Genomic DNA, 14,735 nt, shown 5'->3' on the forward strand with positions numbered 1-14,735 from the left:
GCCGCCCAACTAGGCGACCCGCTCCCGGGGCACTCGTTCAACTTTACTCGCGCTATTTCTCAGCGTCAAATCCGGGTCTTACCGGTTTTGCGTGAGAGTTTCGCGCAAGCCCCCCGATCCGTAGCTTCGGTCGAGAGCCGCGCACGACTCTACCCGATGCTATTTCCTAGGGGTTGGCAGGACGGCCGGTAGCTGATCTCCGTGACCGGATCTTGCTCGGTCAGTTCGTTCTGCTTGCCTCGCCCGTTTCCCTGCGGCTCCCAAAACATTACCCGCTCCTGTCGGGAGCGCCAAATCGGCCCCCCGTGGTCCCCACCACAACGCTCCCGTCCCGCCACCAGCGGCTGGCTGCAGGTCGCTGAGCAGGCATAAGAGCGGTGAGTAGCGGCGTCATCCGATCGTGTAGCGACCGCTCCGAGGCATCGGGCTGGTGACTACCGCCGGCTCGACCGCGGGCGGACGGCGGACCCCCGACGACGGACCTGGAGGGCGGAGGACGGACGGCGGACCGCGTGGGCGGACCCCGGAGGGCGAAGGGCGGACCCGGACGCGGATCAGCGGACGGCGGACGGCGGACGGCGGACGAGAGTCCACGCCAGGTGTCACATGGCGTGGACGGGCGGCAGGCGCACCCGGCCCGGGGTCTTGGATGCGGCGACGCGCCTAAAGCACAGCGGTCCGGTCACGGAAGAGCAGGTGGCGGGGCCGGCATAGGACGTACGGCATCAGACGCCGCGGGCAACAAGGTAGAGCTTTGGTGCGGGAGGACAGGAAAGAGAGGAACGACGGGGACAGGAAGGAACTGAGGATGGGAGAGACGGAGGACGCGAGAGGGAGGGGACGAGAGCGACCGAGGGGACTGGGGCCACCGAGGGGACGGAGAGGCGGAGGACGGGAGGTCTTGAGAGGCAGGCAACCGAACGAAGGACCGGCAAGAGAAGAAGCCCCGTACGAAGGCTGTCGCACTCGGGGTGGCCACCTCCCCCGCTCTCCCCGGCGTATGGTGCTGCCCTTGGTTGCAGGTACGGATTGATGCGATAGGGAGCCGACGGGATCACCGTGTCCGATGACGATGACCTCCTCCCCGCGCTGCGGGCTGCTCAGGGTGGTGATGAGCAGGGTTTCGCCACCCTCTGGCGGGCCCTGCAGCCGGCCGTTCTCCGGTATCTGCGGGTTGTCGTCGGTGACGCCGCCGAGGATGTCGCCTCCGAGACGTGGTTGCAGGCCGCCCGGGATCTGCATCGGTTCTCCGGGGACGGTGCCGCTTTCCGGGGGTGGCTCTTCCGGATCGCCCGGCATCGGGGGATCGATGAGCGGCGGCGGGTCGGCCGGCGGCCCGAGGAGCCGGTGGCTTCCGGTGGATCCCCTGACTCCGGGCTCCGGGCCCGGGATGCCGCCGCCGAGGCTATGGAGGGCTCGGACACCCGGTGGGCGCTGGAGCTGATCTCGTCCCTGCCCTCCGACCAGGCCGAGGCCGTCATGTTGCGGGTCGTCGCCGGGCTGGATGTCGCCACGACCGCCAAGGTGCTCGGTAAGCGGTCCGGCGCTGTGCGGGTGGCGACGATGCGGGGTCTGCGGCGGCTGGCGGCGCATCCGCAGGTGCAGGCGCGCAACGCGCCGGTGGCCGGGAACGCGCCGATCGATCCGGCTCTGCCGGAAGGGGTGTAACGCGGTGGGGGCATGGAGCGCTCTTCGGTCTGCGATGTCGACGAGGCGAGCCCGCCGGATCGGTCTTACCGAGGCCGATCGGCTTGTAGCCGGTGCACGGCCGGACCCTGGCATGGAGGGTCTGGTCGAGCTGCTCGACGCCGCCAGGACTTCCACCCCCGGGGAGGATCTGGCCGGTGAGCGGGCGGCTGTGGCCGGCTTCCTCGCCGCGCGGCAGCGTGCTGTACCGACCGCGCCGCCGAGGAGAAGAAACCGGGCAGTCAGGACGATCGCGATGAAGGTGGCTCTCGGATTCGCTGTTCTGGCTTTCGGTGGTACCGCCTTGGCGGCGCGGACGGGCAGTCTGCCCCCGGCCGCGCAGGAACGCGCCCATGACATCTTCTCGCAGGCGGGAGTGCCCGCTCCGGACCGGTCGAGGCAGCCCTCCGCTGGTGGCGGTCCGACGTCAGCCGTACCGTCTCGCCTTCCGACCCCGGGCCGCAGCGTGACGTCCGCACCTGGCGGGACCACGGTCCTGGATCTCTGCCGGGTTTGGGACGCCGCCCGGCAGGATCCGCCCGGTAAGGCCGTGCCGGCGCCGACGCGGCGGGCTCTGGCCGCCGCGGCCGGCGGGATGCCGGAGATCGACGGCTTCTGCGCGAAGCAGCTCGGGAAGTCCGCCGAGCCCAGCGGGCCGCCGAGCAGTGGTACGGCCAGTAAGCCCGCCGAACCGCCGAAGCCCGGCAAGCCGACCACCACCGGCAAGCCTTCCGACACGCCGAGCCATCCCGGTAAGGGTCACGGCACCAGCAAGCGACCGGATCACCCCAAGGGGCGTGGCAGGAACGGCGGGTGAGCAGGGCGGCGCCGGCGGCCTGCTGTTACTGATTGCGGTGGTGGCGCTGCCGGCCGGGTTCATCCGGGGCCGGCCCGGCTCGGTGCCCGGCCGGCCCGGCCGCGACGACCTGCGCATCAGTCGGCCGGACGCCGCGGTGCCGGCCCGGCCCCGCGCGACCACCCGGCCGCCGGCGAAGACCACGACGGCCCCGGCGACACGGTCTTCGAGCGTGATGCGGTCGGGCGGCTGATCCAGCCGTTGCGGGACCGGGGTGTCGGCGCGGTGTCGGGCAACACCAAGGTCGCAACCGCTGGGCCGCTGGCAGCACCTCAAGTACGTGATCGGCTTCAACCTGGACCGGCGGATGTCCGCCGCGGCTCACATCGCCGCGACGGCGCCGGAGCCGCCCGTACCGGTGCCGTATCCCCGGCGATCCGAGCGCTGGCCGATCAACTAGACGGTGCCGCTCACCTGATCACCTCGACGCCGGCGAAGGTACGCTTGCCGCGGCGCAGGACCAGGAAACGGCCCTGCAGCAGCGCCGACTCCGGGACCGCGGCCTCGGGGTCGGTGAGGCGCTCGTTGTTGAGGTACGCGCCGCCCTCGGCGATCGTGCGGCGCGCCTCTCCCCCGCTCTTGACCAGCCCGGACGACTGCAGCAGCGCCGTCACGGTCGGCAGCTCACCGCGTACCTCGGTCAGGCCGGCCTCGGACAACGCGGCCCGCAGCGTGTCCGCCGAGAGCTCCTCCAGCGATCCCCGGCCGAACAGCGCCTGGCTGGCGGTGACCGCCTGCCGGGCCTCCTCCTCGCCGTGCACCAGCGCGGTGATCTCGAAGGCCAGCTCGCGCTGGGCCAGCCGCGCCTGCGGCCGCTCGGCGGTCGCCTTCTCCAGCTCCTCGATCTCCTCGCGGCTCTTGAAGCTGAAGTAGCGCAGGTACTGCGGGACGTCGCGGTCGTCGGCGTTGACCCAGAACTGGTAGAACGCGTACGGCGAGGTCATCGCCGGGTCGAGCCAGGTGGCGCCGCCCTCGCTCTTGCCGAATTTGGTGCCGTCGGCCTTGAGGACCAGCGGGGTGGTGAAGGCGTGCACCGGGCCGGCGCCGCGGCGGCGGACGAAGTCGACCCCGGCGGTGATGTTGCCCCACTGGTCGGAGCCGCCGAACTGCAGCGAGCAGCCGTGCCGGCGGTGCAGCTCGTGGAAGTCGTTGGCCTGCAGCAGCTGGTAGCTGAACTCGGTGAAGCTGATGCCGGTCTCCAGGCGGTTCTTCACCACGTCGCGGGCCAGCATCTTGTTGATCGGGAAGTGCTTGCCGACGTCGCGCAGGAAGTCGATCACCGACAGGTCGCCGGTCCAGTCCAGGTTGTTGACCATGGTCGCGGCGTTCGCACCCTCGTAGGTGACGAACGGGGCCAGCTGGTCGCGGATGCGCAGCACCCAGCCGGCGGTCACCTCGCGCGGGTTGAGCACCCGCTCGGCCGACTTGCCGCCCGGGTCGCCGATCTGGCCGGTGGCCCCGCCGACCAGCAGCAGCGGACGGTGCCCGGCCAGCTGCAGGCGGCGGGCCGTGACCACCTGCATGAGGTTGCCGACGTGCAGGGAGGCGGCGGTCGGGTCGAAGCCGACGTAGAACGTGATCGAGCCGCCGTCGAGGTGCTTGCGCAGCTCCTCGGGGTCGGTGGAGTCCTGGATCAGTCCGCGCCACTGCATGTCGTCAACGAGAGTCACCGGGAAATTGTCCCGCACCGGGCCCGGCCGCTCACACCGGGTTTCGGGATGCCGCGGTCGCGGCCAGGTGCGACGCTGGAACCATGAGTCGCCTGGGTTCCGCCGCACCGCCCGTCGAGCTGTCCAAGAAGCAGGCCCAGGAGCGGCTGGACGTCGCCCAGCAACGGCTGCTGCGCCTGCGGCTGCTGCTCGGCGGCCAGATCGGCAACAAGAAGATCGGACCGCCACTCTGCGTGCTCTTCGAGGGCTGGGACGCCTCCGGCAAGGGCGGCGCGATCAAACGGCTGGTCGCACCGCTGGACCCGCGGCACGTCCGGGTGTCGCAGTTCGCCGCGCCGACCTACGACGAGAAACGGCACCACTTCCTGTGGCGCTTCTGGCCGAAGCTGCCCGGCTGGGGTGGCATGACGGTGCTGGACCGCTCCTGGTACGGCCGCGTCCTGGTCGAACGCGTCGAAGGCTTCGCCACCACGAAACAGTGGACCCGCGCGTACGACGAGATCGCCCAGTTCGAGCGGACGCTGACCGCCGAGGGCGCGATCCTCATCAAGTTCTGGATGCACGTCTCGGAGGACGAGCAGCTGCGCCGCTTCGAGGACCGGGCCGGTGACCCGTTGCGCCGGTGGAAGCTCACCGACGAGGACTGGCGCAACCGGGACCGCCGCGCCGACTACGAGAACGCGGTGGCGGAGATGCTGGACAAGACGGACAGGCCGAAGGCGCACTGGTACGTCATCCCCGGCGACGACAAGCACTACGCGCGCCTCGCCGTCGTCGAGCGGGTCTGCAAAACGGTCGAGAAGGCGCTCACCAGGCACGGATACGACATTCACGACGCTGACTGAAGCGGGCACACGCTGTTTGCCGAAGCCTTGTAGGGTGCCCGCTCGTGAAGACCATCTTGCGCGCGCTCGGCGCGGCACTCGTCACCGCCGGCGTCCTGGCGGTCCCCTCGGTGGCCCAGGCGGCCGACGACGTCCCGCTGTTCGGGGCGCTGACCGAACGCGACGCGAACGGCCGTTCCGTCACCTACCCGATCCACCGCGGCGAGACCATTCCGGTGGTGCTGGGCGTCACCAACCGCGGCACGGCGCCGTCGGCCGGGGTCGTGGTCAACATCCGGGTGTTCAACGAGCTGCGTCTGCCCCGGACCTTCACCAACTGCTGGTACTACACCGACAGCAACCTCGACGGCGCGTGGTGCGAGTTCGAGGGCGACCTTCCCGTCGGCGGCACCTACGCGCTCTCGCCGTTCCAGGTCTCGGCCGCGGCGGACGCCAAGGACTTCAGCGGCAGCGTCATCTTCCAGTGGTTCCCGAAGGACTGGGTGGACAAGAACGGCGGCATCAAGGACTCCGCCGAGGAGCATGGTGGCCCGGGCACGACGCCGGTCGCCGGCACCGGGGGCAAGCTGACCCTGGAGCCCAAGGAGCTGCCGGTGCCGGAGAAGACCGAGCGGGTCGGCTTCGCGTACGTCAAGCTGACGACCCCGACGACGACGCCGCCGACCACCGCACCGACCACCGCGCCCACCTCGGCGCCGACCGCCACCCCGACCGGCACGCCCGCGGCCCCGGCCCCGGCGACCACCCCGCCGGCCGACGGCGGCAGCGGCGGCGGACTGGCGGTGACCGGCAGCAACGCTGTCGCGATCGCAGGGGTGGGCGGCTTGCTGCTCGTCGCCGGTGTGGTGGCCTTCCTGCTCACCCGCCGCCGCAACAGGTTCACCGCCTGAGCGGTCAGGCGACCGGGGCGTAGGCCGGTAGCCCCAGCGCCGCACGGATGGACGCCTGCACCTCGTCGGCGGAGGGGCGGGCGTCCACGTCGTGCACGACCTCCTTGCGGCCGAAGAGTTCCAGCACCGGGCGGGTCTTCTCGTGGTAGTCCCGCAGGCGGGCCGCCAGCGCCTCCGGGGTGTCGTCCGCCCGGGTGATCAGCTCGGTGCCGCAGATGTCGCAGCGGCCCTCGACCTCCGGCCGGTCGGCGATCACGTTGTAGTCCATGCCGCAGCCCGGGCAGAGCCGGCGGCTGAGCACCCGGCGGCGGACCTCGTCGTCGGGCAGCTCCAGGTGGATCACGCCGTCGATGTCGTAGCTCTCCATGAAGAACTCGGCCTGCCGGCCGTTGCGGGGGAAGCCGTCGATGACGAAGCCGAAGTTCCAGTCGTGCTGTTCGAGGCGGTCGCGGACCACGGACTCCACCATGTCGTCGCCGACCAGTTCGCCGGCGTTCATGGTGCGCCGTACCTGGGCGCCGAGCTTGGTGTGGCGCTGCACGTGCCAGCGGAAGATGTCACCGACGCTGATGTGCACCAGGTTCAGGTCCTTGCAGAGCAGCTCGGCCTGGGTGCCCTTGCCGCTGCCCTGCACGCCCATGATCACGTACTTGCGCATGGTGTCGTCCTCTCTCAGTCCGCGGCGCCCACGCGCAGCGGGCCCGGCGCCTTGCGTCCGTCGAGACCGGACGGGTCGATGCTCCACCCGTCGGCGACCCGCAGCACGTCGTGCTCGGAGACCAGCACCGTGCTCTCCTCGTCGACGAAGCTCGCCGGCAGTCCGGCGGCCCGCTCGGCCGGGTCCGGGTCGCCGTGCCACGAGGTGACGTCGCCCGTCTGTCCGACGTAGCCGAACGTGCGGACCAGCTCGCCGTCGACGGCCCGCTGCCAGCGGTGCGATTCGGTCACCCGGTGCGTGGCGAAGAACTGCACCTCGGTGTGCAGGCGCGCGGAGAGCTCCACCACGTCGACCACCGTGTCGGGGCGCAGCAGGTAACGGCCGGTCGCGAGCACCCAGGACGTGTCGCGGGCGCCCGGCAGAGCGGGCGTGACCGCGACCCGGTCGTCGCTCAGGTGGGCCAGGTCGACCCCGGCGCGCCAGGACACCTCGCCCAGGTCGCGCAGGCCGAGCGCCGCGAGCACCTGCTCCGGATCGCCGTCGCGCACGGCGAGCCATGCCTGCTTACCGCCGAAACCGACCATGACGTCCGTATCCATGTCCACCACGGTAGTGGCCAACTCTCCGCGGTGACCGGTTATGCCCAGCCGTGGTCGCGGCGCAGCACACCGGCGACGCGGTCGAAGCGGGTGCGGTCGAGGACCGCGCCCTCGCGGCGGATGCCGTCCTCGTCGACCTCGACGACCCGGTCGAGCCGGATCCAGCTGGGCCGCGAGTCGCGGTCCCAGTCGCCGGGGCCCAGGGCGAGCCAGTTGCGCTGGCCGTCGCGCTCGGTCTGGCTGGAGAGCATCAGGCCGAGCAGGGTACGGCCGTTGCGCCCGACCACCAGCACCGGCCGGTCCTTGCCCTGTGACGGGTCGTCCTCGTACTTCACCCAGGTCCACACGATCTCGCCCGGGTCGGCGTCACCGTCGAGGTTCGGCGAGTACTCGAGGTTGCGGCCGCGCTGGGCGGTGGGGACCTGCCGTGGCGGGGCGGGGCGCGCGGTGCCCTGCGGAGCCGGGGTACGGCGCCCCGCCACCCGGCGCAGCGTGCTGGTGATGCCGTTGAGGAGTCTGCTCACCCGCGCACTGTATCGACCAGGGCGCGCGCGTCTAGGCTCGCGGCATGACTCCCGGCGTGGACGCGTGGCAGCCGTACTCGCCGGAGGAGCTGGCGGACCGGCTGGCCGCGCTGCCGGTCACCTGGGCCGTGGCCGGTGGGTGGGCGGTGGATCTGTTCCTGGGCCGGGTCACCCGGGAGCATCACGACATCGAGATGGTCCTGCCCGCGTCCGAGTTCCGCCTGTTGCCGCCGCTGTTCCCGGGCTGGGAGTTCCACGTGCCGCAGTCCGGGAAGCTGACGCCCGCCGACCCGGTGAGCCTGGCGGCCGAGTTCCAGACCTGGGCGCTGGACCCGGTGACCCGGATGTGGCGCTTCGACGTCTTCCGGGAGCGGCACGACGGTGACACCTGGATCTGCCGGCGCGACGAGCGGATCCGCCGCCCGTACGCGGAGGTGGTGCAGCGCACGCCGGACGGGATCCCCTTCGTCGTCCCCGAGGTGGTCCTGCTCTTCAAGGCCAAGGCCGCCCGGGACAAGGACGAGCAGGACCTCGCCGCGGTGCTGCCGGAGCTGCCGGCCGCCCGGCGGTCCTGGCTGGACGCGGCGCTGGCACTGGCGCATCCGGAGCACCCCTGGCGCGAGCGGCTGGCTCACTCCGCCGGACGGTAGGCCACCCCGGGGTCCAGCAGGGCCGTCCAGGAGGGCTGCCAGGCCGGCTCACGCGCCTGCACCTCGGCCCGCAGGTTGCTGCGCCACGGGCCCGAAATGCCGTCGTCCGGCCACCAGTCCGGCCACGAGTCGTACCGGCGTTCCACGGTGAGCGCGTGCGCGGTCGTCTCGACGTACAGGAAGAACCAGCGTCCGGCGGCCCCGGCCGCCTCGGCCTCCCGCAGCCGGCGGACCAGCTCGCTCAGCTCGCCGAAGGCGCCGAAGCTGCCCTCGCCGGGCCGGTCGGCGGGCGCGTGCTCGCCCGGCTCGGCGGCCAGGCTGCTGCCGTCGGCGTACACCCGGACCGTGCAGTGGCCGTCCCCGCCCGGCGCGCGGCCGCGCATCCAGGTGACCAGGGCGCCCAGCTCGCCGGTCGGGACCGGCTCGGGCCGGGCGCGTTCGGGCTCGGTGTGCATCGCGGCCCAGATGAGCCGGTCGTGCTCGTGGTCGCTGAGCTTGCGGACCCGGCGCCGGGCCGGCCGCCGGCCCGCGGCCGTCCGCGGCACCGAAGTGCCCGGGGCCAGGCCACCGCGCACGGCGACGGCCCAGCCCGCGGCGGCGTCGAGGGCCGGCTCGGTGAGCCGTCCGAGCAGGACGGCCAGGGCGGTGCCGTCCAGCTCGCGGCGGGTGCCGGCAGTCAGCAGCCGTACGGCGGCAGCCCGCACGTCGGCCCGCTCGTCCGCGGTGTCGACATCGTGCTGTCCCCACTCGAAGACGAAGCTGACGAGCTCGGCCACGGTGGCATCGGCGTCCAGCACCGCGCCGGCCGTCGCGGCGAGCCCGTCCTGCTCGCCGCCCGGATACTCGACCCGGCGCCAGCGGCCGTCCTCGTGCCAGAGCACGTAACCGAGCTGGTCCTCGGCGGCCCGCGGCAGCAGGTCGTCCCAGGGCAGCCAGTCGGGTGCCCCGGCGAGCAGGTCCAGCGGCGGATCGGCGTGGGTGGTGGCGCTGTACTCGTGGTCACAGCCGTACAGGACGGCACGGCCACCCTCGACGAGCGCGAGGTGCGACCAGTTGCCGCCGCCGTCGTCGTGGTGCGCACCGGTCTCGTCCACCGACCAGACGTCGTCGTATCCGAGGGCAGTCAACGCGGCGGCCAGCGTCGCCCAGCGGGTCCACAGCAGGCCGGGTTCGGGCAGCTCGACGGTGGTGATCACCGGACCAGGCTATGGCTTCCGTCCGGCAGGTCGCCCGTGACCTCGGCACAGTCGCCGCCGTTCCTGTCGGAAAGTTGCCAGCCGAATTCGAGAATCCGCCTCCGAGAGCCATTGATGACTGACACCAGGTCAGGCACGCTCCTCTGTGTAGTCCCCCTATCGCTCAAAGTGAGCAGGGACTCCGGAAGGTGCGTGCGTTGATGCTGCTGCCGCGGACCGAGCACCTCCCGGCCCGCCCGTCCTGGGACTGCCAGGTGTGCGCCCGGCCCTGGCCCTGCGCACCCGCCAAGGCCGACCTCACCGAGCAGTACGCCCGCTTCCCGGCCGGCCTCGGCATCTACATGGCCTCGGTGATGTACGACGCGGTCGGCGACCTCACCACCGTCGGCGAACCGACCCCGGCCGACCTCTACGAGCGCTTCCTCGCCTGGGTGGACTGAGAGGGCTGGACCAAGGCCATGCCGATGGAGGCGGGCGCGGTCTCCACGAAGCCGTGGCGGGCGTAGAGGCGGCGGCCCGGTGCGTCGGCGAGCAGGTTGACGTAGGCGCCCGGCGGGGCCTGCTGCCGGATCCGGGCCAGCAGCGCCGTCAGCACAGCGTCGCCGAGGCCGCGGCGCTGGTGATCCGGCAGGACCGCCATGTCCACCACGTGGAAGTACCAGCCACCGTCGCCGATGACCCGGCCCATGCCGGCCGCCGTACCGGTGTCCGTGTGCACGACGTGGCAGGCGTACCAGCTGCCCGGCAGCGCCGCGACCGCCTGCTCCCGGGTCCTGGGCGACAGACCGCTGTCGCGCCGCAGCGCCAGGTACGCCTCCACCGGCGGCGGCTCTTCGACCAGGCGGTAGCCCTGCGGCAGTTCCCTTGTCATGTCCCGATCCTCGCAGAGGCGATGATCTCGGGTACGACTCCCGGCCGGCACGTGCCCTTCGACAGCCTCTGCAACTTCCGCGACCTGGGCGGCTGCCCGACCACCGACGGGCACACCACCCGCTGGCGCAGTGGCTGGCCGAGAACCCGGGCCGGGGGCTGCGCCGGCCCGGCTACGGCCGGGCGCCGGCCGAGATCATCGGGATGGTCCTGGCCGGGCTCACCGCCGGGCACGGTTCGGTGCACCGGTACGCGACCGAGCGGCTGCAGCTCGACGACAGCGTGGTCGCGCCCTGCATACCCGGCTTCTTATGTCTTCGTGAGTCGATCCTTAAGCGCTCCTGAGGTGGCACCCGCACGGGCCTGCCGGGCCGCATAGTCGACGAGTTGCCGTCCCCCACCCGGCTTCCTGCCGCGCCCGCGCGGCCGCGACCCGCTACTCCCGAGGTGACCGTCCCGTGCCGATGCCCGCTGCCCAGCAATTCCGGTACACCCTGGTGGCGGGAGCCACCGCCGTGGTGATCGGGGTGGGCTTCACGGTCGTCGGGTTCAACCGGCAGGGCTCGCCGCCGGCGGCCCGTACCGCCGCGGACGTCCCCGTCGTCGTGGCCGAGCCCACCGGCGACCCGGGCACCGGCACCGACCTGCTGGACGAGACGATCCTGCCCAGCTCGGCGGCCCCGTCCCCGTCCCCGTCGCCGACCAGCGCCGCGCCGGTGGCCAAGGCGCCGAGCAAGGCCGCCGAGCCGAAGGTGACGCCGACGAAGCGGCGGACGACCCCGCCGGCGCGGAAGGCGAAGCCGAAGAGCGCCCCGGCGACCAGCGGCTCGGTCCTCGACCAGGTCCTGGACCACATCAACGCGGCCCGCGGCGACGAGGGCCTGGCGCCGCTGTCGCTGGACACCGCGCTGTCGAAGGCGGCGGCGCTGCACAACCAGCGGATGATCGACGGCTGCGGGCTGAGCCACCAGTGCTCCGGCGAGGGCGGTATCGGCGACCGGTTCAGCGCGCAGGGCGTGAAATGGCGCTCGGCCGGCGAGAATATCGGCTTCGGCTTCGCGGGCGCCGCGGACTCCGAGATCGTCAAGGCCGCGAACGGGCTGTGCGACAGCATGCTGGCCGAGGTGCCGCCGGAGGACGGGCACCGCAAGAACCTGCTCAGCAAGGGCTTCGAGCGGATCGGGCTCAGCGTCGTGCGCGAGCCGAGCGGCAAGGTGTGGCTCACCCAGGACTTCGTCGGATGACCGGCCGGTGGCCCAGCGGCCCGGCCCGGCGCCGCCGCCTGCGCGACATGTTCGGCCCGACCCGCCCGTTCGGCCCCAACCGGCCGGGCGGGCAGTGCGGCCCGGTCAAGCGCACGCGCCCGGCCGGCCCCCGGCGCCCGGCCCGCTGACCCCTCTCCGCCGCTCACCCCCAGCGCGGTTGCGGACGCCCGGCATACTCGGCGCCGCAAGTGACAGCAACGCCCGCGGCTCCACTGTCCACAGTGGAGCCATTTCGGTGGCCGAACGGCACCGCGGGCGGCATTTCACCACGGGGGAAAACACCATGCCGTCCATGTCCCGTCGTACGGCGCTGAGCCTTCTCGCGCTCACCACCGTCAGCACCTCGGGTTCCTGCAGCACCTCCGGCATCCGGCCGGCGCAGACCGACAAGAAGACAACCGGACGCCCCGCCAACCCGGTTGTCCTGGAGAACCAGCTCGCCGGGGACACCGGGTGGCGGGTGAGCGGCGCGCGGATCTCCGACGACGTCACCCGCCAGATCCAGGGCTACGCCTCCCGGACCTCGGTGAGCGCCGGCGAGTCGGTCGACTTCCACGTCTCCGTGGCCGGGGACCGGCCGTTCACCGTCTCGGTCTACCGGCTGGGCCACTACGCGGGTGCCGGCGGGCGGCGCATGCTGACCAGCGGCAGCCTCCGCGGCGAGGGGATGCCCGCTCCCAGCGCCGACCCCGCGACCGGACTGATCGAGTGCGCCTGGCCCGTCGCGTGGACGCTGACCGTGCCCGCGGACTGGACGTCCGGCTACTTCCTGGCCGTGTTCGAGACCGGCGACGGGTTCCGCAGCTGCACGCCGTTCGTGGTGCGCGACGACCGGCGCCGGGCCGACTTCCTGGTGGTGGTGCCGTTCAGCACCTACCAGGCGTACAACTTCTGGCCCGCTGACGGCCGGACGGCCCGGAACCTCTACAAGGGATACGTCGAGCCGGGCCGGATCGGTGGCCTCACCGAGCGCGCGTTCCAGGTGTCCTTCGACCGCCCGTACTCGCGGGGCGGCATGCCGAGCTGTGCCGAGCTGGACCTGGCCGCGGTCCGCTGGCTCGAGGCGGTGGGCTTCGACGTGGCGTACGCCTCCAGCCTGGACCTGCACGAGCAGGGGATCCCCACCGGCCGGATCGGCGGGCTGATCTTCCCGGGCCACGACGAGTACTGGTCGAAAGCCATGCGGGACGCCACGGAGAGCGCGCTCGACAACGGAACGCACCTGACGTTCCTGGCGGCGAACAACGTCTACTGGCACGTGCGGTTCGACGAAGCGCGCGACGGGCGTCCCAACCGGGTGGTGACCTGCTACAAGGACACCCCGGACCCGTACGCGGACGACACCGGGCCGACCCGGAACTGGCGCAAGCTCGGCCGCAAGTACAGCCAGGCCGAGCAGCGCCTGCTGGGCGTGCAGTACAACGGCATGCTGGCGGACCCGGTGCCGCTGGTGATCAGCGGAAGCAGGCACTGGTTCTGGGCGGGCACCGGCGTGCGCGACGGCGACACCGTGCCCGGGCTGGTGGCGGTCGAGGCCGACGGCTGGAACCCGAAGATCGAGCTTTCCCGCGAGGCGAACCAGACGCTGCTGTCCGAGACGCCGTACCAGGACCGGCTCGGGCGCGGGACCCGCGTGCAGAACACCAGCCTCTACGAGACGCCGCGCGGAACCCTCGTCTTCGCCGCGGGCACCTTCCACTGGAACCTCGCGTTGGTCGACTCCCCGTACACCGACGTACGGATCCAGCAGGCGACGATGAACCTGCTCACGCGCATGCTGGTGGGGCCGCCGGGGTCAGCCGGCCGCCCGGGGTGACCGGCCGGCGTAACGTCCGCTGGGCCGGAAGCGGCTCGGCTCGTCGGCGTACTCCTCCAGCGCGTGCGCGATCCAGCCGGCCGTCCGGGCGACCGCGAAGATCGCCTCCCCCGCGTCGGCGGGCATGCCGGTGGCCATGGTGAAGGCCGCGAGGGCGAAGTCGATGGTCGGCGCGGCGCCGGAGTGCCGGGCCATGGCCGCTCGCACCGACCGCTGATCGACGGTGGCCGGTGACTCGCCCAGCAGGCCGAGCAGGACCGCGGCGCGGGGGTCCCCGGCCGGATAGAGCGGGTTGCCGAAGCCGGGGACCGAGCCGTCGGCCCGGAGCCGGTCGGCGATGGTGCCGACCGGATCCCCCGACCGGGTCGCCTCGGTCAGCAGCCCGGCGACGACTTCGCTGGCCGCCCCGTGCAGCGGACCGTCGAGGGCGGCCAGGCCGGCCTGCACGACGGCGTACGGGTGGGCCCGGGTGGACGCGGCCACCCGGGCGGCGAAGGTGGAGGCGGCCAGGTCGTGGTCGGCCAGCAGCACCAGCGCGGCGTTCAGGGCGACGAGGTCGGCCGGGGTGGGCGGGCGCTCGGTCAGGCGGGCCCAGAGATTGTCCGCGAGGGCCGGGCTCTGCGGCGGCTGGGCGCGTACGGGCAGGGCCGCGACCATGGTGCCGATGATGGTGCGGCCGCGCGCGATCACGGCGGCCGGCGTGGTGTCGAAACGCAACCGGTCCGCGGCGGCGATCGCGGCCACGGTGACCCTCAGCCGGTCGGTCAGCCGGGTGGTCGCGGGCAGCGGCGCGGTGACTGCGCGGGCGAGCGCCAGCAGATCGGGATCGGGCTCCACCGGGATGTGCTCCAGCTTGCCGGTCCACAGCAGGGTGGCCACCGACTCGAAGGACGCCGTCGTGGCGAGCTCGCCGGCACGGTGGCCGCGGAAGAAGAGATCGTCGCCGGTGATCAGGGTGATACCGGTGTGGATGGCCGGGGCGTCCGGCACGGCCGCGGGGCGCCTGCGCCGGGCGGCGAAGGCGGTGACCTCGGGCTCGGCGAACAGGCTCTCCTTGCCGTCGGCGTTGCGGTGGCTGCCGAGCAGGCCCCGGCTCACGTACGCGTAGACGGTCGCCTTTTTGACGCCCAGCCGGCGCGCCACCTCCTCGGTCGTCAGCAGCCGGTCTCCGCTCATGTGGTCATCTTCTCATGTTGACTGGATCAATGTT

The 14,735-nt window shown here is 72.4% G+C and carries 17 protein-coding genes; 10 read left to right on the plus strand and 7 right to left on the minus strand.

The window, feature by feature from the left end:
• The first annotated feature begins 1,059 nt into the window (after nucleotides 1-1,059).
• The 3 genes from Aau02nite_RS33160 to Aau02nite_RS33170 all read left to right on the plus strand — a co-directional run bounded on the left by Aau02nite_RS33160 (nucleotide 1,060) and on the right by Aau02nite_RS33170 (nucleotide 2,735).
• Nucleotides 1,060-1,668 carry an RNA polymerase sigma factor gene (locus Aau02nite_RS33160; RefSeq protein ID WP_212992556.1) on the plus strand — a complete coding sequence of 203 codons (609 nt, stop codon included), beginning with the start codon at nucleotides 1,060-1,062 and terminating at the stop codon, nucleotides 1,666-1,668.
• 112 nt (nucleotides 1,669-1,780) lie between these two features.
• The gene (locus Aau02nite_RS33165; protein WP_212992557.1) at nucleotides 1,781-2,503 is read left to right on the plus strand and encodes a hypothetical protein; all 723 of its coding nucleotides are present in this window, start codon (nucleotides 1,781-1,783) and stop codon (nucleotides 2,501-2,503) included.
• A complete protein-coding gene (locus Aau02nite_RS33170; RefSeq protein ID WP_212992558.1) occupies nucleotides 2,484-2,735 on the plus strand; it encodes a hypothetical protein in 252 nt (83 codons plus the stop codon). The genes Aau02nite_RS33165 and Aau02nite_RS33170 overlap by 20 nt, the downstream gene beginning before the upstream one ends.
• Before the next feature lie 217 nt (nucleotides 2,736-2,952).
• Here Aau02nite_RS33170 and tyrS read toward each other — a convergent pair whose 3' ends face one another.
• Nucleotides 2,953-4,194 (minus strand): tyrosine--tRNA ligase, encoded by a 1,242-nt coding sequence (gene tyrS, locus Aau02nite_RS33175; RefSeq protein WP_212992713.1) that lies wholly within the window; start codon nucleotides 4,192-4,194, stop codon nucleotides 2,953-2,955.
• Nucleotides 4,195-4,295: 101 nt separating this feature from the next.
• Here tyrS and Aau02nite_RS33180 point away from each other — a divergent pair, with 101 nt between their 5' ends.
• Both Aau02nite_RS33180 and Aau02nite_RS33185 read left to right on the plus strand, forming a co-directional pair.
• Nucleotides 4,296-5,057 carry a polyphosphate kinase 2 family protein gene (locus Aau02nite_RS33180; RefSeq protein WP_212992559.1) on the plus strand — a complete coding sequence of 254 codons (762 nt, stop codon included), beginning with the start codon at nucleotides 4,296-4,298 and terminating at the stop codon, nucleotides 5,055-5,057.
• Nucleotides 5,058-5,101: 44 nt separating this feature from the next.
• Complete coding sequence (locus Aau02nite_RS33185) at nucleotides 5,102-5,947, plus strand: hypothetical protein (protein WP_212992560.1); 846 nt, start codon at nucleotides 5,102-5,104, stop codon at nucleotides 5,945-5,947.
• Nucleotides 5,948-5,951: 4 nt separating this feature from the next.
• Here Aau02nite_RS33185 and Aau02nite_RS33190 read toward each other — a convergent pair whose 3' ends face one another.
• From Aau02nite_RS33190 to Aau02nite_RS33200, 3 genes are read right to left on the minus strand one after another with little or no spacing between them, the layout of a single operon-like run.
• Nucleotides 5,952-6,605, minus strand: coding sequence for an adenylate kinase family protein (locus tag Aau02nite_RS33190; RefSeq protein WP_212992561.1), 654 nt, complete (start codon nucleotides 6,603-6,605; stop codon nucleotides 5,952-5,954).
• Between the two features lie 14 nt (nucleotides 6,606-6,619).
• Complete coding sequence (locus tag Aau02nite_RS33195; protein ID WP_212992562.1) at nucleotides 6,620-7,204, minus strand: hypothetical protein; 585 nt, start codon at nucleotides 7,202-7,204, stop codon at nucleotides 6,620-6,622.
• A 38-nt stretch (nucleotides 7,205-7,242) separates the two neighbouring features.
• Nucleotides 7,243-7,728 carry a type II toxin-antitoxin system PemK/MazF family toxin gene (locus Aau02nite_RS33200; protein WP_212992563.1) on the minus strand — a complete coding sequence of 162 codons (486 nt, stop codon included), beginning with the start codon at nucleotides 7,726-7,728 and terminating at the stop codon, nucleotides 7,243-7,245.
• A gap of 44 nt (nucleotides 7,729-7,772) precedes the next feature.
• On the opposite strand from Aau02nite_RS33200, the gene Aau02nite_RS33205 reads away from it, so the two are divergent.
• The gene (locus Aau02nite_RS33205; RefSeq protein WP_212992564.1) at nucleotides 7,773-8,378 is read left to right on the plus strand and encodes a nucleotidyltransferase domain-containing protein; all 606 of its coding nucleotides are present in this window, start codon (nucleotides 7,773-7,775) and stop codon (nucleotides 8,376-8,378) included.
• Here the strand turns inward: Aau02nite_RS33205 and Aau02nite_RS33210 are convergent.
• Nucleotides 8,360-9,574 carry a hypothetical protein gene (locus Aau02nite_RS33210; protein ID WP_212992565.1) on the minus strand — a complete coding sequence of 405 codons (1,215 nt, stop codon included), beginning with the start codon at nucleotides 9,572-9,574 and terminating at the stop codon, nucleotides 8,360-8,362. The two genes, Aau02nite_RS33205 and Aau02nite_RS33210, sit on opposite strands and share 19 nt — an antisense overlap.
• Before the next feature lie 200 nt (nucleotides 9,575-9,774).
• Between Aau02nite_RS33210 and Aau02nite_RS33215 the strand changes: the two genes are divergently transcribed.
• Nucleotides 9,775-10,014, plus strand: a complete 240-nt coding sequence (locus tag Aau02nite_RS33215) for a hypothetical protein (RefSeq protein WP_212992566.1) — start codon at nucleotides 9,775-9,777, stop codon at nucleotides 10,012-10,014.
• Here the strand turns inward: Aau02nite_RS33215 and Aau02nite_RS33220 are convergent.
• On the minus strand, nucleotides 9,984-10,445 hold the full coding sequence (locus Aau02nite_RS33220; RefSeq protein WP_212992567.1) for a GNAT family N-acetyltransferase: 462 nt from the start codon (nucleotides 10,443-10,445) through the stop codon (nucleotides 9,984-9,986). The two genes, Aau02nite_RS33215 and Aau02nite_RS33220, sit on opposite strands and share 31 nt — an antisense overlap.
• Nucleotides 10,446-10,908: 463 nt before the next feature.
• On the opposite strand from Aau02nite_RS33220, the gene Aau02nite_RS33225 reads away from it, so the two are divergent.
• The 3 genes from Aau02nite_RS33225 (at nucleotide 10,909) to Aau02nite_RS33235 (ending at nucleotide 13,525) form a co-directional block, all read left to right on the plus strand.
• On the plus strand, nucleotides 10,909-11,688 hold the full coding sequence (locus Aau02nite_RS33225) for a CAP domain-containing protein (protein ID WP_246595640.1): 780 nt from the start codon (nucleotides 10,909-10,911) through the stop codon (nucleotides 11,686-11,688).
• Nucleotides 11,685-11,837 carry a hypothetical protein gene (locus Aau02nite_RS33230; protein ID WP_212992569.1) on the plus strand — a complete coding sequence of 51 codons (153 nt, stop codon included), beginning with the start codon at nucleotides 11,685-11,687 and terminating at the stop codon, nucleotides 11,835-11,837. Before Aau02nite_RS33225 ends, Aau02nite_RS33230 begins: the two co-directional genes overlap by 4 nt.
• A 164-nt stretch (nucleotides 11,838-12,001) precedes the next feature.
• Nucleotides 12,002-13,525: a N,N-dimethylformamidase beta subunit family domain-containing protein gene (locus tag Aau02nite_RS33235; RefSeq protein WP_246595621.1), complete on the plus strand. Its 1,524-nt coding sequence runs from the start codon at nucleotides 12,002-12,004 to the stop codon at nucleotides 13,523-13,525.
• Here the strand turns inward: Aau02nite_RS33235 and Aau02nite_RS33240 are convergent.
• Nucleotides 13,505-14,701, minus strand: a complete 1,197-nt coding sequence (locus Aau02nite_RS33240; RefSeq protein WP_212992571.1) for a citrate synthase — start codon at nucleotides 14,699-14,701, stop codon at nucleotides 13,505-13,507. The two genes, Aau02nite_RS33235 and Aau02nite_RS33240, sit on opposite strands and share 21 nt — an antisense overlap.
• Nucleotides 14,702-14,735: the final 34 nt, after the last annotated feature.

Source organism: Actinoplanes auranticolor, from assembly GCF_018332655.1.
Taxonomy (GTDB): domain Bacteria; phylum Actinomycetota; class Actinomycetes; order Mycobacteriales; family Micromonosporaceae; genus Actinoplanes; species Actinoplanes auranticolor.

What these genes read in the sequence shown, in the direction of transcription:
- Aau02nite_RS33165 (WP_212992557.1), top strand. Translation starts at nt 1,781, where the DNA reads ATGGAGGGTCTGGTCGAGCTGCTCGACGCCGCCAGGACTTCCACCCCC.
- tyrS (WP_212992713.1), bottom strand. Translation starts at nt 4,194, where the DNA reads ATGCAGTGGCGCGGACTGATCCAGGACTCCACCGACCCCGAGGAGCTG.
- Aau02nite_RS33180 (WP_212992559.1), top strand. Translation starts at nt 4,296, where the DNA reads ATGAGTCGCCTGGGTTCCGCCGCACCGCCCGTCGAGCTGTCCAAGAAG.
- Aau02nite_RS33190 (WP_212992561.1), bottom strand. Translation starts at nt 6,605, where the DNA reads ATGCGCAAGTACGTGATCATGGGCGTGCAGGGCAGCGGCAAGGGCACC.
- Aau02nite_RS33195 (WP_212992562.1), bottom strand. Translation starts at nt 7,204, where the DNA reads ATGGATACGGACGTCATGGTCGGTTTCGGCGGTAAGCAGGCATGGCTC.
- Aau02nite_RS33205 (WP_212992564.1), top strand. Translation starts at nt 7,773, where the DNA reads ATGACTCCCGGCGTGGACGCGTGGCAGCCGTACTCGCCGGAGGAGCTG.
- Aau02nite_RS33215 (WP_212992566.1), top strand. Translation starts at nt 9,775, where the DNA reads ATGCTGCTGCCGCGGACCGAGCACCTCCCGGCCCGCCCGTCCTGGGAC.
- Aau02nite_RS33220 (WP_212992567.1), bottom strand. Translation starts at nt 10,445, where the DNA reads ATGACAAGGGAACTGCCGCAGGGCTACCGCCTGGTCGAAGAGCCGCCG.
- Aau02nite_RS33225 (WP_246595640.1), top strand. Translation starts at nt 10,909, where the DNA reads ATGCCCGCTGCCCAGCAATTCCGGTACACCCTGGTGGCGGGAGCCACC.
- Aau02nite_RS33230 (WP_212992569.1), top strand. Translation starts at nt 11,685, where the DNA reads ATGACCGGCCGGTGGCCCAGCGGCCCGGCCCGGCGCCGCCGCCTGCGC.
- Aau02nite_RS33235 (WP_246595621.1), top strand. Translation starts at nt 12,002, where the DNA reads ATGTCCCGTCGTACGGCGCTGAGCCTTCTCGCGCTCACCACCGTCAGC.
- Aau02nite_RS33240 (WP_212992571.1), bottom strand. Translation starts at nt 14,701, where the DNA reads ATGAGCGGAGACCGGCTGCTGACGACCGAGGAGGTGGCGCGCCGGCTG.